This window comes from Listeria monocytogenes (genome assembly GCF_041765605.1).
GTDB classification, from domain to species: domain Bacteria; phylum Bacillota; class Bacilli; order Lactobacillales; family Listeriaceae; genus Listeria; species Listeria monocytogenes_D.
Map to the genome: position 1 here is coordinate 2712178 of NZ_CP168900.1, position 13308 is coordinate 2725485.

At 39.3% G+C, this 13308-nt stretch carries 20 protein-coding genes; 2 read left to right on the plus strand and 18 right to left on the minus strand.

Annotated features, from left to right (window positions below):
* Positions 1–2 precede the first annotated feature (2 nt).
* The 3 genes from AB2Q86_RS13880 to AB2Q86_RS13890 are packed head-to-tail and all read right to left on the minus strand — an operon-like array spanning position 3 to position 2484.
* On the minus strand, positions 3–800 hold the full coding sequence (locus tag AB2Q86_RS13880; RefSeq protein WP_003728530.1) for an energy-coupling factor transporter transmembrane protein EcfT: 798 nt from the start codon (positions 798–800) through the stop codon (positions 3–5).
* Between the two features lie 2 nt (positions 801–802).
* Positions 803–1669, minus strand: coding sequence for an energy-coupling factor ABC transporter ATP-binding protein (locus tag AB2Q86_RS13885; RefSeq protein ID WP_003727701.1), 867 nt, complete (start codon positions 1667–1669; stop codon positions 803–805).
* Positions 1645–2484: an energy-coupling factor ABC transporter ATP-binding protein gene (locus AB2Q86_RS13890; RefSeq protein WP_003740302.1), complete on the minus strand. Its 840-nt coding sequence runs from the start codon at positions 2482–2484 to the stop codon at positions 1645–1647. Before AB2Q86_RS13890 ends, AB2Q86_RS13885 begins: the two co-directional genes overlap by 25 nt.
* Positions 2485–2614: 130 nt before the next feature.
* Between AB2Q86_RS13890 and AB2Q86_RS13895 the strand changes: the two genes are divergently transcribed.
* Together AB2Q86_RS13895 and AB2Q86_RS13900 are read left to right on the plus strand one after the other, a co-directional pair.
* On the plus strand, positions 2615–3277 hold the full coding sequence (locus tag AB2Q86_RS13895) for an MgtC/SapB family protein (protein WP_012582369.1): 663 nt from the start codon (positions 2615–2617) through the stop codon (positions 3275–3277).
* A gap of 118 nt (positions 3278–3395) precedes the next feature.
* Positions 3396–4286: an acetamidase/formamidase family protein gene (locus AB2Q86_RS13900; protein ID WP_012582368.1), complete on the plus strand. Its 891-nt coding sequence runs from the start codon at positions 3396–3398 to the stop codon at positions 4284–4286.
* A 31-nt stretch (positions 4287–4317) separates the two neighbouring features.
* Here AB2Q86_RS13900 and AB2Q86_RS13905 read toward each other — a convergent pair whose 3' ends face one another.
* The 15 genes from AB2Q86_RS13905 to rpsH all read right to left on the minus strand — a co-directional run bounded on the left by AB2Q86_RS13905 (position 4318) and on the right by rpsH (position 13305).
* The gene (locus AB2Q86_RS13905; protein WP_012582367.1) at positions 4318–5412 is read right to left on the minus strand and encodes a winged helix DNA-binding domain-containing protein; all 1095 of its coding nucleotides are present in this window, start codon (positions 5410–5412) and stop codon (positions 4318–4320) included.
* 213 nt (positions 5413–5625) lie between these two features.
* Entirely contained in the window at positions 5626–6033 is a 408-nt protein-coding gene (gene rplQ, locus AB2Q86_RS13910; RefSeq protein WP_003723675.1) for a 50S ribosomal protein L17, read from the minus strand.
* Positions 6034–6049: 16 nt separating this feature from the next.
* Entirely contained in the window at positions 6050–6994 is a 945-nt protein-coding gene (locus AB2Q86_RS13915) for a DNA-directed RNA polymerase subunit alpha (protein ID WP_119721747.1), read from the minus strand.
* 109 nt (positions 6995–7103) lie between these two features.
* A complete protein-coding gene (gene rpsK, locus AB2Q86_RS13920) occupies positions 7104–7493 on the minus strand; it encodes a 30S ribosomal protein S11 (RefSeq protein ID WP_003720926.1) in 390 nt (129 codons plus the stop codon).
* A 22-nt stretch (positions 7494–7515) separates the two neighbouring features.
* Complete coding sequence (gene rpsM, locus AB2Q86_RS13925) at positions 7516–7881, minus strand: 30S ribosomal protein S13 (protein WP_003723677.1); 366 nt, start codon at positions 7879–7881, stop codon at positions 7516–7518.
* A gap of 18 nt (positions 7882–7899) precedes the next feature.
* Complete coding sequence (rpmJ, locus tag AB2Q86_RS13930) at positions 7900–8013, minus strand: 50S ribosomal protein L36 (RefSeq protein ID WP_003720928.1); 114 nt, start codon at positions 8011–8013, stop codon at positions 7900–7902.
* Positions 8014–8116: 103 nt separating this feature from the next.
* Positions 8117–8335, minus strand: coding sequence for a translation initiation factor IF-1 (infA, locus tag AB2Q86_RS13935; RefSeq protein ID WP_003720929.1), 219 nt, complete (start codon positions 8333–8335; stop codon positions 8117–8119).
* 386 nt (positions 8336–8721) lie between these two features.
* A complete protein-coding gene (locus AB2Q86_RS13940) occupies positions 8722–9369 on the minus strand; it encodes an adenylate kinase (protein ID WP_003739846.1) in 648 nt (215 codons plus the stop codon).
* 59 nt (positions 9370–9428) lie between these two features.
* Positions 9429–10724, minus strand: coding sequence for a preprotein translocase subunit SecY (gene secY, locus AB2Q86_RS13945; protein ID WP_003728538.1), 1296 nt, complete (start codon positions 10722–10724; stop codon positions 9429–9431).
* Positions 10724–11164 (minus strand): 50S ribosomal protein L15, encoded by a 441-nt coding sequence (rplO, locus tag AB2Q86_RS13950; protein WP_003723680.1) that lies wholly within the window; start codon positions 11162–11164, stop codon positions 10724–10726. The genes secY and rplO overlap by 1 nt, the downstream gene beginning before the upstream one ends.
* A 55-nt stretch (positions 11165–11219) precedes the next feature.
* Positions 11220–11399 carry a 50S ribosomal protein L30 gene (gene rpmD / locus AB2Q86_RS13955; RefSeq protein WP_003720933.1) on the minus strand — a complete coding sequence of 60 codons (180 nt, stop codon included), beginning with the start codon at positions 11397–11399 and terminating at the stop codon, positions 11220–11222.
* Between the two features lie 16 nt (positions 11400–11415).
* Complete coding sequence (rpsE, locus tag AB2Q86_RS13960) at positions 11416–11919, minus strand: 30S ribosomal protein S5 (RefSeq protein WP_003723681.1); 504 nt, start codon at positions 11917–11919, stop codon at positions 11416–11418.
* Positions 11920–11940: 21 nt separating this feature from the next.
* On the minus strand, positions 11941–12300 hold the full coding sequence (gene rplR, locus AB2Q86_RS13965) for a 50S ribosomal protein L18 (protein ID WP_003739848.1): 360 nt from the start codon (positions 12298–12300) through the stop codon (positions 11941–11943).
* A gap of 39 nt (positions 12301–12339) precedes the next feature.
* Entirely contained in the window at positions 12340–12876 is a 537-nt protein-coding gene (gene rplF, locus AB2Q86_RS13970) for a 50S ribosomal protein L6 (RefSeq protein WP_003723683.1), read from the minus strand.
* Positions 12877–12906: 30 nt separating this feature from the next.
* Positions 12907–13305 (minus strand): 30S ribosomal protein S8, encoded by a 399-nt coding sequence (gene rpsH / locus AB2Q86_RS13975; protein WP_003720937.1) that lies wholly within the window; start codon positions 13303–13305, stop codon positions 12907–12909.
* Between the last annotated feature and the right edge of the window lie 3 nt (positions 13306–13308).

Below are 13308 nucleotides of genomic sequence, written 5' to 3' on the forward strand. Positions count from 1 at the left end.
TTTCAACTCCGCAACCAAAATAATAATCCACTTAATACTGCTAAAGAAATTAACAAGAAAGTATCGGCGAATCGCCAGCGTAGTATACGGAATCTCGTTCTCCCTTTACCACCACGATAACCGCGAGCTTCCATTGCAATCGCTAAATCTTCCGCACGTTTAAACGCACTAATAAAAAGTGGCACGAGCAGCGGAATAATCGCTTTAATTCGATCACTCCATTTTCCACTCGTAAATTCAACGCCACGAGCTTTTTGCGCTTTTAAAATTTTCTCCGTTTCATCCATCAATGTTGGAATAAATCGTAAAGAAATACTCAGCATCAAAGCAAGTTCATGTACTGGTAAATGCACTAAACGAAACGGCGCTAAAATTTTCTCCAGGCCGTCTGTTAGTTCAATCGGGCTTGTCGTTAATGTTAAAAGTGTTGTCATAAAAATAATGAGAACAAAGCGACAAAACATCATCGCCCCATTTGTCAGTCCGAGTGTCGTTATTTGTAAAAGTCCTAAATCGACTAAAACTGTCCCGCCTTTTGTAAAAAAGACTTGCAGTAATAGCGTAATTAAAATAAGCCAGAAAATCGGTTGTAACCCTTTAATAAAAAATAAAAATGGCACTTTCGAAGTTAGGACTAAATACAAAACATACGCAAACATAAGCGCATAGGTCAGCCAATTGTTCGCTAAAAAGACAATCGCGATAAACGCCATAACAGCAGTGATTTTCGCACGTGGGTCAATTCGATGCAACCAAGAGTTTCCCGGAATATAACGTCCGAGAATCATTTTATCCATCATAATTATGCCCCGCCCTTCGCTAAATAAGGCGCCATTTCAGTTGTTAATTCATCAATGGTTAAACAAGTTTTTGTTAATTTTACATCAAATTTGCGTTCAAAAAGCCCTTGGAATCTCACCACATCTGGTACAGATAACCCAAGATCAACCAGTTCGTCTGGCTTCGCGAAAATTTCACGTGGCGTACCGATTTGTAGAACCGTCCCAGCTTTCATCAAGACAATCTTTTCCGCATAACGAGCAGCATCTTCCATACTATGTGTTACAAGGACCGTCGTGAGTCCTTTTTCTTTATGAAGATTGTAGAACATTTCCATGATTTCCTCGCGGCCATGAGGATCTAGTCCCGCTGTTGGCTCGTCTAGCACAAGTACTTCTGGGTCCATCGCCAAAACGCCTGCAATCGCAACCCGGCGCATTTGCCCACCAGAAAGTTCAAACGGCGAACGTGACAAAATTTCCTCGGTCAGTCCCACTTCATAAATCACTTTTTTAGCGCGCAGTTTCGCATCTTCCTCGGAAACTCCAAAGTTCATCGGTCCAAAACAAATATCCTTTTCGACCGTTTCTTCAAAAAGTTGTGCTTCTGGAAATTGGAACACAATCCCGACTTTTTTACGTAAATCGCGTAGTTTCTTTTGCTTTACGCCCGCAATGATTTCCCGATCCCCAACTGTAATTTTACCTTCTGTTGGCATTAAAAGAGCGTTCAAGTGTTGCAGCAAAGTTGATTTCCCTGAGCCAGTATGTCCAATAATTGCAGAATAGCTACCAGAATCAAAAGAAACATTCACATCAAGTAATGCTCGCTTTTCAAACGGGCTATTTTTTTGATAACAATAACCTAGTTGTTCGAGTTTAATTTCCATAATTGATCTAGTAATGCTCCTTCCGATAGCACGGTGCTTCCAGTTTCAAAGCCGCCTGCAACTAATTTTTCTTGTAATTCAATAATAAATGGAACACCTAAGCCAATTTCGCGCATTGCATCTGCTTGCTCGAAAATTTCTTGCGGTGTGCCTTCACTGTGCACTTCTCCGTTATTCATGACAATTACTCGGTCCGCAAAAAGAACTTCATCCAAATCATGTGTAATCGAAATAACGGTAATGTCTTCTTGTTCACGCATAATCCGAATAGTTTCCATTACTTCGGCGCGTCCTCTTGGATCAAGCATAGAAGTTGCTTCGTCCAAAATAATGACATCTGGTTGCAGCGCCAAAACACCAGCAATCGCTACCCGTTGTTTTTGCCCACCAGAAAGTCTAGCTGGTTCATGTAGTGCATAACTTTGCATACCAACCTCATTCAAAGCTGACTCGACGCGTTCCACCATTGTATCGTGAGGAACCCCGTGATTCTCAAGTCCGAACGCGACATCGTCTTGCACTGTAGCTCCAACAAATTGGTTATCTGGATTTTGAAAAACCATTCCTACTTGTCGTCTAATGTCCCATATATTTTTTTCAGACAAAACAAAGTGTCCGATTTTGATTAAACCATCTTCTGGAAAAAGCAATCCGTTGAGTAATTTCGCAATGGTAGATTTACCTGAACCATTATGACCAACAAGTGCAACCCATTCCCCTTTTTGAGCAGAAATAGATACATCTTTCACTGCATATTTTTCCGTATCCTCATATTTATAAAAAACGTGCTCTAATCTCACAAAACTTTCTGCCACGCTTAACACCTCACTTTTTGACCATTCATTGTTTATTATAGTATAAACATCCATCCGGCGCAAAATTTCCTTTTTGCTTGTTTTGGTTTAATGCCAAAGGGAATATATTAACGTTAAGGATGTGATAACTATGTTAGCAGATTTTATTTTACGGCTTGTTGTTGCGGGTCTCCTTGGAGCAGTTATTGGACTTGACCGAGAAATCAGGGCGAAAGAAGCTGGATTCCGGACACATTTTCTCGTTTCTCTTGGTAGTGCGCTAATTATGATTGTTTCTCAGTATGGTTTTTCCGAAATTGCCACCATACAAAATGTATCGTTTGACCCAAGTCGTGTCGCTGCCCAAGTGGTAAGCGGGATTGGCTTTATTGGTGCGGGTACGATTATTATTCAAAAGAAATTTGTCCGCGGTCTAACAACAGCAGCTGGACTTTGGGCCACAGCTGGCATTGGTCTTGCTATTGGTGCAGGTATGTATTGGGTTGGTATCGCCGCGACTTTACTTACATTAATTGGTTTAGAATTCTTGAGTATCGTTTTCAAATCATTCGCCTTTCACACGACAGCAATTATTTATTCAACCGACAAACAAGAAAATCTAGTGAAGGTTACAGACAAAATCCAACAAAACAAACAACAAATCGTTTCGTACTCAAGTGAAAAAGAAATTATCGGAGAAAGTCTTTTTATCCGCGTGAATATTGTTGTAAAAACAAAGAATAAGAACGAAGAATATGAACTATTTCACTTTATCCAAACACTTCCCAATGTAACCGTTGAAAAAATGGAATAAACAAAGGATTTCTGGTATTTTCACCCCTATTTTGTTCACATAATATCCATTTACTTCCAGCTTCCCATTTTGCTATAATTCACCCGTCACCATAAATAGAATAGAGAGAAGGGATGAAATGAAAAACTTTGTAACCTCAGAGCGCTCGATTTTTGAAATGGATAAATCAGCGGAACCTGCGATTACAGTGAAAGATGGCTCTGTAGTAAAAATAAAAACAAAAGACTACTTCAATGGCCAAATTAAGAAAGAACAGCTTCACTACGGGGAACTAGATTGGAAGCAATTTTCACCAACTACCGGGCCGATTTATATCGAAGAAGCCAAACCCGGCGACTTATTAGCAATAACCATTGAAAAAATCGAACTCCTAGGGACGGAGGTCTTTTTGCTAAATGGACCAAACATTGGCATAACTGATGAATTACTAACAAGTAACGCTACTCGTTGTTACAAAGTCAAAGATAACCAAATTATCTATTCAGATGACATTCATATTCCAATAACTAAAACCATTGGCCTGCTAAGAACAGAGGGGCTCTTCAGCTCTAAATCACCAACGAAAAACGGTGGCCTACTTGATGCTTCCGAAATCACAGAGGGCGCAACTATCTTTTTACCTGTTGAAAAGTATGGTGCTTCACTTCATATCGGGAACGTCCGAGCTACAGCCGGTTTTGGACAAATTACTGCAACTAGTGCGGAGGCGCCTGCCGAAGTAACTGTACGATTGCAAATTCTTAAAAACCGTAAAGCTCCAACGCCGACTATCATTCATAATCACCATCTAATTTGTTTAGCTTCGGATATAACTATTGAAAAAGCAACAAAAAATACGATGAAAAATATGATTACTTTGCTCACTGAATCGGACAAAATGACTAATGAAGACGCGATGTTTTTAATTTCTCTGCAAGCCGAATTTCAAGTTTGTAAGCTCTGTAAACCTAATATTACTACAAGCATCAAATTGCCATTGGATTATTTTCCAGAAATGCCGTTTTTATAACAAAAGAACCTCCGCCAGAGTGGGGGTTCTTTTATATCTGTTCGAAAATGCAACCTTGATAATCTTTACGTAGGAATCTAGCTAATTTTATCGCTTCTACTTCTACTAATTTTTGACTTTTTTTAGTTAGTTTTTTACTTAGATAGAAATTGAAAACTATTTTGTCGCCGGAAACTTTATATCTCCATGTTCCAAAAAACTGACCATTTATGATTAATACAGCTTCAATTTGCCCTGCGATACGCCAAATAAGACTTGTTTCTTTTTCGCTCGCAAGCCAGTTCTTTTTCGCGTAACTGACGAAAAGCGGATCGAACTTCCCTAGGAGCAACGGCGAATCCATTTCCACCTCTTCTTGAGTTTCTGTTTTACTATAATAGTTCTTGCCATCTTCACCGATATAGCAGATATAGTTTTCCAGTAACTTTTCTAAGGTTTCCTGAAAGTCACTATTTCGCAAGCCACTCCAATGCTTGAAGTCTTGGATTGTAGCAGGCCCATATGCACTAAAATAACGATCAATCATTGTTTCTAACCCTGTTCTACTTCGCTTATTAGTTATCCAAGCTTCTTCTGACTCTGACTCAATTTGATTTCTATGGCTATAGAACCTCGTTTTGGGCGTTTCTGGCACACAAAACAACTTGCCATCAAGTGAGCCTTGAATGAAAACTCCACCCCAGGTCATCAGTTCTTTTGCTTCATCGCCTAGTAGCGCCGCAAAGGACTCTTTAGACACTTTCTCTTCACGTAGGAGCAATTCTTCCATTTGCACTAAAATCTCGTCCAAATCGCGTCCCAGTGAGTCTGCGTGCTTTCTTAACCAATTGTTTTTATTCGCATAAACATCATGGACATAAAACCAGTCATCGGGTGTGTACATATGGACCGTCATTCTTTGCCCCCAAATTTTGATTAACCCTTTGTCATCATATGTCGTTTGCAAGCTTTCTTTAGTTAAGTTATTTACACGATTAAATAAACTAACCTCTCCAAATTGTTGATATTGCGATTGAATGCCAAATAGCGCTCGAGTTGCATCCTCTGCGCTTGGAAATTTTGATTGTAGTAGTCCGGAATTAAGTAATCTATTTTGAGCTATTTGCGAGTTAGTTAAAGCACGCATTCTTCGTCCCTCCACTGGTTATCTTTGGGTTTCACTATAGATGTTTTACCGAATAAAGGCAAGAAAAAAAGACCTGCTATACGTAGATAACAGGTCAAACAAAAAAAGCCTGCTTCCTAGCCTACGATTAAGTAGACTAGGAAACACAGAGCTAGACAAGGAAACACGAAGTCTCCATATCATGACACTCCACTTGCTTTAAACGTTTTATTATTAAACTAATTCAATAATAACCATTGGTGCGCCGTCACCGCGACGTGGACCTTTTTTCAAGATACGAGTGTAACCACCTTGACGTTCCGCGTAACGTGGAGCAACATCATCAAATAGTTTTTGTAGAGCGTATACAGGACGGTTTTTCTTCACAGTAGAACCATCTTTACCTTTAGCATCTACTTGTACTACTTCTACAACTTCATGACGGATGAAAGCAGCTGCTTGACGACGAGCGTGCAAGTCTCCTTTTTTCCCAGAAGTGATTAGTTTTTCAACAACTTTACGAATCTCTTTAGCGCGAGCTTCTGTTGTTTCAATACGTTCAAATACGATTAAATCCGTTGCAAGATCACGTAGTAACGCTTTACGTTGTGAGCTTGTACGACCTAATTTTCTGTAACCCATGGAATTGCCTCCTTTATCAGTTTTCGTTTCTTAGAGATAAGCCAAGGTCAGCCAGTTTTACTTTAACTTCCTCAAGCGATTTACGGCCCAAGTTACGGACTTTCATTATATCGTCTTCGGATTTGTCAGCAAGTTCCTGTACTGTATTGATTCCAGCGCGTTTCAAACAATTATATGAACGAACAGACAAGTCTAATTCTTCAATAGTCATTTCAAGCACTTTCTCTTTATGGCTTTCTTCTTTTTCAATCATAATTTCAGCTTTTTGTGCTTCATCTGTTAAGTTAACGAAGATACTTAAATGCTCAGAAAGAATTTTAGCTCCAAGTGAAACTGCTTCTTCTGGGCTGATACTTCCGTCAGTCAACACATCAAACGTAAGCTTATCATAATTAGTTGATTGTCCAACACGTGTATTTTCCACTTGATAGTTCACACGGATAACCGGTGAAAAGATTGAATCGACTGGAAGTACACCAATTGGCATATTTTCGCGTTTATTTTGATCAGCAGGTGTGTAACCACGACCACGAGTCGCATTTAAACGCACATGAAATTTAGCATTATCACTTAATGTAGCAATGTGTAAGTCGGGATTTAAAATCTCAACATCGCTGTCATAATTAATGTCAGCTGCAGTCACTACACCAGGACCTTGCATATCGATTTCTAATGTTTTTTCTTCATCAGAATAGATTTTTAGCGCAAGTTTTTTGATATTTAAAATCATGGTTGTTACATCTTCTACTACACCTTCAATTACAGAAAACTCATGTAAAGCTCCATCAATTTGGATAGAGGTTACTGCTGCACCTGGAAGAGAAGATAATAGAATACGACGTAAGGAGTTACCCAAAGTTGTACCATATCCACGCTCAAGTGGCTCTACAACAAACTTTCCATACTTGGCATCATCGCTGATCTCAATCGTCTCGATTTTTGGCTTTTCAATTTCGATCATTCAAATTTACCCTCCTTCAAAACGTCTAGAATATCAGTCTTTATGTCAAACTCTCTGCCTTGATAGTTAAGACAGTAAAAATCTACTATTGGCAAAAGAAAACGACCACTTATACGCGACGACGTTTTGGAGGACGACATCCGTTATGTGGAACTGGAGTTACATCTTTAATAGCTGTTACTTCAAGACCAGCTGCTTGTAGTGCACGGATAGCCGCTTCACGACCTGAACCAGGACCTTTAACAGTTACTTCTAATGTTTTTAAACCATGTTCTTGTGCTGATTTTGCTGCACTTTCAGCTGCCATTTGCGCTGCGAAAGGAGTAGATTTACGAGAACCTTTAAATCCTAGGGAACCTGCACTTGACCAAGCTAAAGCATTACCATGTGTGTCAGTAATCATTACGATCGTATTATTAAATGTAGAACGAATGTGTGCAATACCGGATTCGATATTCTTTTTCACACGGCGTTTACGAGTATTTGTTTTACGAGCCATTCACTAACTACCTCCTTTACTATTATTTCTTTTTGCCTGCTACTGTTTTGGACGGGCCTTTACGAGTACGGGCATTATTTTTTGTATTTTGTCCGCGAACTGGAAGTCCACGACGGTGACGCATGCCACGGTAAGAACCGATTTCGATTAGACGTTTAATGTTTAAGTTTACTTCACGACGAAGGTCACCTTCAACTTTAATACGGTCTAAGATTTCACGGATTTTACCAAGCTCTTCTTCAGTTAAATCACGAGTACGAGTATCTTCAGAAACGCCAGCTTCAGCAAGAACTTCTTTAGCTGTTTGTTTACCGATACCATAAATGTAAGTCAGGGAAATAACAATACGTTTTTCACGTGGAACGTCCACACCTGCAATACGTGCCATTTACTTAAGCACCTCCTCTTATCCTTGTTTTTGTTTATGTTTTGGATTTTCACAAATTACCATTACTTTACCTTTACGACGAATAACTTTACATTTTTCGCACATAGGTTTCACTGATGGTCTTACTTTCATATAGATATACCTCCTTGTTTATTAGAGAAAATGTCTCTATAAACCGATAATTTCTAAGCTGGTTAAACCAGACCGGTATATAAATTCAATTTCGGAGTGCAAATTATTTAAAACGATAAGTAATTCTTCCGCGTGTCAGGTCGTATGGAGAAAGCTCTACTGTCACTTTATCTCCAGGTAAAATACGAATGTAATGCATGCGGATTTTACCAGAAACAGTTGCCAGTACTTTATGACCATTTTCGAGTTCAACATTGAACATCGCGTTTGGTAGAGTTTCTTGTACTACGCCTTCTACTTCAATAACATCTTCCTTTGCCATATGTTTGCTACCTCCTTCTTGTATTCTTGGATTTGTTCCTGATGCAGGCCTAATCCTTTCAGTGTAACTATTTCTCTTACATGAAAAAAACGTAAAACATGCAAAAATGGATGCACTTCATTAAAAGGCAACACATTTCGCCAGCTTTTCAGACAACCTGTAAAAGTGAAATCCGTAAAAACCAGAAGAACTGTCACTCGCAAAAGCATTGCGGCTGAACAGATCAAGGTAGAACATATACGTCATTCGGATGATCTTCAAACGGTTCTCTCGTTCATCATGATTTGCTTAGATGCCTTTAATTCCACTGCCAATTATCCATTATACTACAAACTAATCTAATTTGCACGCATTGATTTTGGCAGTGATTCAGCACAGCTTACTCCTCAAAAAGAAGTAAGAATTTTTTCCACATCTACAAAAACGTCTTTAATGTCTTGCTCGCCGTTTATGTTATGAAGTTTACCCTTTTCAGAATAAAAATCTAGAAGCGGCTTGGTCTGTTTCATGTTTACATTTAGTCGTTTTTCTACCGTTTCTTTCTTGTCGTCATCGCGTTGGTAAAGTTCTCCACCATCTAAATCACATTTCCCAGCTACTTTCGGTGGGTTGTAAATTTCGTGGTAAGTTTTACCGCAAGTCCGACAAATCCAGCGACCGGTAAGACGTTTCATTAAAACATCTTTTTCAACATCAATGTTAATGACAGCATCAAGTTCTGTCCCTAAATCACTTAGAATGTTTTCTAATTCTTGTGCTTGTTCCACAGTACGCGGAAAACCATCAAGCAAGAAACCATCCTTCGCATCATCTTCGCTTAAACGTTCACGAACGATACCATTTGTTACTTCGTCAGGAACAAGATCGCCGTTATCCATAAAGGATTTAGCCTTGCGTCCTAATTCTGTATTATTTTTCATAGCTGCTCGGAACATATCTCCAGTGGAAATATGAGGAATGTTGTATTTCTCAACAATCTGTTCCGCTTGTGTGCCTTTTCCGGCGCCGGGCAGTCCCATTAATACTAATTTCAACTGTTTCGCCCCTTATTACGCGCTAGCTCCTGCTAGGAATCCCTAACAAGAACTGCGTGTTATTTGATAAATCCCCGATAGTTCCTTTTTACAAGTTGTCCTTCGAGTTGTTTCGTAGTATCTAATGCTACCCCGATAACAATTAGTAGGCTTGTACCACCAACGGCAAGTGACTGCGGTAAACTAAACACAGTAGTACCGATAGTTGGAAGTATAGCAACCGCTGAAAGGAAAATTGCACCAACAAATGTTAGACGGTAAAGTACCGATGTAAGATAAGCTTGTGTTTCCCGACCAGGACGTTTACTAGGAATATACCCACCTTGCTTTTTCAAGTTGTCTGCAACTTTCTCAGGGTTCACTTGAATGAAAGCATAGAAATAAGTGAAAGCAACAATTAGTGCAACATATAAAATCATACCAATTGGTTTTGTGTAATCAAACACGTCTTTCAATACTTTTACAACATCGTTACTTTGATCAAAGAAAGTAAGGATAGTTTGTGGTGTAATAATAAATGCACTTGCAAAGATAACTGGGATAACTCCGGCAGAGTTAAGTTTTAACGGCAAGTGCGTTGCTTGCGCGCCCGATTGTTTTGCTCCTGCTACACGTTTAGAGTATTGAATTGGAATTTTACGTAGTGCTTGTTGGAAGAAGATTACAGCTACAACAATAGCTAAAATCGCAACCCCTACACCAACTAATGTCAGAACATGTAGGAAAAGTTGATCACCAGCGTTTTCAATTTGCGATACATATAATTGACGTACTCCATCAGGAATACGAGCAACGATACCTGCAAAGATAATGATGGAAACACCATTACCAACGCCTTTAACAGTGATCTGCTCACCTAGCCACATTAAGAACATTGTACCAGTAGTCAATACAATAGCGATAATTGCATATCTACCAATGGAAGGTTCAATTACTAAGCCAGCTGAAGACATGCGGTTAAATCCGTATGCCATACCGAAAGCTTCAATCAAACCAAGTCCGATTGTCATGTATCTAGTAAGTTGATTGAGTTTTTTACGACCCATTTCCCCTTGCTTAGACCACTCAGTCAATTTAGGAACAACGTCCATTTGAAGTAACTGAACAATAATGGAAGATGTAATGTAAGGCATTACACCCATGGCAAAAATTGAGAAGTTTTTTAAAGCCCCACCATTAAATGTATTTAAGAACCCCAAAATACCGCCATCCATACTAGATTGTAAAGCTGCTGCGTTAACTCCCGGTACTGGCACGAATGTACCAATACGGAAAATAACTAGCATTGCTAATGTGAATAGTATTTTTTTACGGATGTCTGCTACTTTGAAGAAGTTAACTAACGTTTGAAACATTAGATCACCTCAGTTTTTCCGCCAGCTGCTTCGATTGCTTCTTTGGCAGCTGCAGAGAATTTGTTCGCTTTCACAGTAAGTTTTTTCTCGATATTTCCATTAGATAAAATCTTGATTCCGGATTTTTCGTTACGAATAATTCCAGTTTCAACTAAAAGTTCTGGTGTTACTTCTGTACCATCTTCAAAGCGGTTTAAAACATCTAAGTTCACGATAGCAAATTCTTTACGGTTGATATTTGTGAATCCACGTTTTGGAATACGACGGAAAAGTGGAAGTTGTCCACCTTCAAAACCTAAACGTACGCCACCACCAGAACGAGCTTTTTGTCCTTTATGACCGCGTCCTGAAGTTTTGCCGTTACCAGAGCCTGTTCCACGACCAACACGATTACGTTCTTTACGAGAACCTTCTGAAGGCTTAAGTTCATGTAGTTTCATGTCAAGCACCTCCTCCTATTTAACAAATTCTATCAATTGCATAATAATTTTAAGCTTAAACTTCTTTGACGTCCACTAAATGACTTACTTTAGTGATCATCCCACGAATTGCAGGATTATCTTCTTTAACCACTACAGAATTTGTTTTACCAAGACCTAATGCTTGAACAGTTTTGCGTTGTGGTTGAGGGCGTCCGATTAAGCTACGTTTTAGAGTAATTTCTAACTTCGCCATAATGATAATTCCCTCCTTATCCTAACAATTCTTCTACTGTTTTGCCACGAAGTTTCGCAACATCTTCAGCGTTTTTCAGTTGTTTAATTCCGTCGATTGTAGCACGTACCATGTTAATTGGTGTATTAGATCCAAGCGATTTGGAAGATACATCAGCAACACCGGCAAGTTCTAGGACCGCACGAACGGGACCACCAGCAGTTACACCAGAACCGGCACTAGCTGGTTTAAGAAGAATTTCTCCGCCACCAAAATGTCCGACTACAGTGTGTGGAATAGTTGTGTCTACAGTTGGTACAAGCACCATGTTCTTTTTAGCATCCTCAACAGCTTTACGGATAGCATCTGGAACTTCTTGTGCTTTACCAGTACCGAAACCAACATGACCATTTTTGTCTCCAACAACAACAAGTGCTGTGAAACGGAAACGACGTCCACCTTTAACTACTTTAGCAACACGGTTGATTGTAACAACGCGTTCTTCTAAATCTAATTTGTTTCCATCAATTTGCTCAGGCATGTAATATGTCCCTCCTTCTTATTAAAATTCTAGTCCATTTTCGCGAGCTGCTTCAGCAAGAGCTTTCACGCGGCCATGATATAAGTATCCTCCACGGTCAAAAGTGACAGAAGTAATACCTTTTTCGGAAGCACGTTTAGCAACTAGTTCGCCAACTTTGCTTGCTGCATCAACTTTGGATTCAGCAGAACCGAAATCTTTATCTAAATTAGACGCACTTGCAAGTGTCACACCATTTACATCATCAATAATTTGAGCATAAATGTTTTTGTTTGAACGGAATACGTTTAAACGTGGACGACTTTCAGTTCCAGAAATCTTAGAACGAACACGAGCATGTCTTTTTTTACGTACTTTATTTTTGTCGATTTTGGTAATCACACGACTCACCTCTTCTCTCATTTGCCTAATTAAGCGGCATTATTTACCAGTTTTACCTTCTTTACGGCGTACATGTTCGCCTTCGTAACGAATACCTTTACCTTTATATGGCTCTGGTGGACGTACGGCACGAATGTTTGCAGCTAACTCGCCAACGTGTTCTTTGTTGTATCCTTTAACAATCACTTGTGTGTTTGCAGGAACTTCAATATCTACGCCTTTAGGAGCAACAAACTCTACTGGATGAGAGTACCCTACGTTAAGAACAAGCTTGTCGCCTTGTTTTTGCGCACGGTAACCAACACCGATAAGTTCTAATTTCTTTTCATAACCCTCGGAAACTCCGACAACCATGTTATTAAGAATAGCACGAGTTGTACCATGAAGTGCACGGTGGTTTTTATTATCAGTCGGGCGAGAAACGTTAATTTCGTTGCCTTCGATTTTAATAGTAATTTCTGGGTTGAACTCTTTTACAAGTTCACCTTTAGGACCTTTAACTGTTGCTGTTGATCCATTAAGTGTAACTGTTACACCTGCAGGAATCACAATAGTTTTTTTACCTATACGGGACATTTATTGCACCTCCTTATGGTTTACTTTTTCTTACCAAACGTATGCTAGTACTTCTCCGCCGACTTGTTTAGCACGGGCTTCTTTGTCGGTTAAAACACCTTGGGAAGTAGACACGATTGCGATACCTAGACCGTTAAGTACTTTAGGCACCTCAGTTGATTTTGCATATACACGCAAACCTGGTTTACTAATACGTTTCAAACCAGTGATTACACGTTCGCCAGTCGCTCCATATTTTAAGAAAACACGGATTGTTCCAGCATTGTCATCTTCAATATATTCAACGTCACGGATAAAACCTTCACGCTTCAATATTTCAGCAATTTCTTTTTTGATTTTGGATGCAGGCAGTTCTAATTTATCATGTTTAACCATGTTTGCATTACGAATGCGAGTTAGAAAATCTGCAATTGGATCTGTCATCACCATGTA

What these genes read in the sequence shown, in the direction of transcription:
- AB2Q86_RS13880 (WP_003728530.1), bottom strand. Translation starts at nt 800, where the DNA reads ATGATGGATAAAATGATTCTCGGACGTTATATTCCGGGAAACTCTTGG.
- AB2Q86_RS13885 (WP_003727701.1), bottom strand. Translation starts at nt 1,669, where the DNA reads ATGGAAATTAAACTCGAACAACTAGGTTATTGTTATCAAAAAAATAGC.
- AB2Q86_RS13895 (WP_012582369.1), top strand. Translation starts at nt 2,615, where the DNA reads ATGTTAGCAGATTTTATTTTACGGCTTGTTGTTGCGGGTCTCCTTGGA.
- AB2Q86_RS13900 (WP_012582368.1), top strand. Translation starts at nt 3,396, where the DNA reads ATGAAAAACTTTGTAACCTCAGAGCGCTCGATTTTTGAAATGGATAAA.
- AB2Q86_RS13905 (WP_012582367.1), bottom strand. Translation starts at nt 5,412, where the DNA reads ATGCGTGCTTTAACTAACTCGCAAATAGCTCAAAATAGATTACTTAAT.
- rplQ (WP_003723675.1), bottom strand. Translation starts at nt 6,033, where the DNA reads ATGGGTTACAGAAAATTAGGTCGTACAAGCTCACAACGTAAAGCGTTA.
- AB2Q86_RS13915 (WP_119721747.1), bottom strand. Translation starts at nt 6,994, where the DNA reads ATGATCGAAATTGAAAAGCCAAAAATCGAGACGATTGAGATCAGCGAT.
- rpsK (WP_003720926.1), bottom strand. Translation starts at nt 7,493, where the DNA reads ATGGCTCGTAAAACAAATACTCGTAAACGCCGTGTGAAAAAGAATATC.
- rpsM (WP_003723677.1), bottom strand. Translation starts at nt 7,881, where the DNA reads ATGGCACGTATTGCAGGTGTGGACGTTCCACGTGAAAAACGTATTGTT.
- rpmJ (WP_003720928.1), bottom strand. Translation starts at nt 8,013, where the DNA reads ATGAAAGTAAGACCATCAGTGAAACCTATGTGCGAAAAATGTAAAGTT.
- infA (WP_003720929.1), bottom strand. Translation starts at nt 8,335, where the DNA reads ATGGCAAAGGAAGATGTTATTGAAGTAGAAGGCGTAGTACAAGAAACT.
- secY (WP_003728538.1), bottom strand. Translation starts at nt 10,724, where the DNA reads ATGTTTCAAACGTTAGTTAACTTCTTCAAAGTAGCAGACATCCGTAAA.
- rplO (WP_003723680.1), bottom strand. Translation starts at nt 11,164, where the DNA reads ATGAAACTACATGAACTTAAGCCTTCAGAAGGTTCTCGTAAAGAACGT.
- rpmD (WP_003720933.1), bottom strand. Translation starts at nt 11,399, where the DNA reads ATGGCGAAGTTAGAAATTACTCTAAAACGTAGCTTAATCGGACGCCCT.
- rpsE (WP_003723681.1), bottom strand. Translation starts at nt 11,919, where the DNA reads ATGCCTGAGCAAATTGATGGAAACAAATTAGATTTAGAAGAACGCGTT.
- rplF (WP_003723683.1), bottom strand. Translation starts at nt 12,876, where the DNA reads ATGTCCCGTATAGGTAAAAAAACTATTGTGATTCCTGCAGGTGTAACA.
- rpsH (WP_003720937.1), bottom strand. Translation starts at nt 13,305, where the DNA reads ATGGTGATGACAGATCCAATTGCAGATTTTCTAACTCGCATTCGTAAT.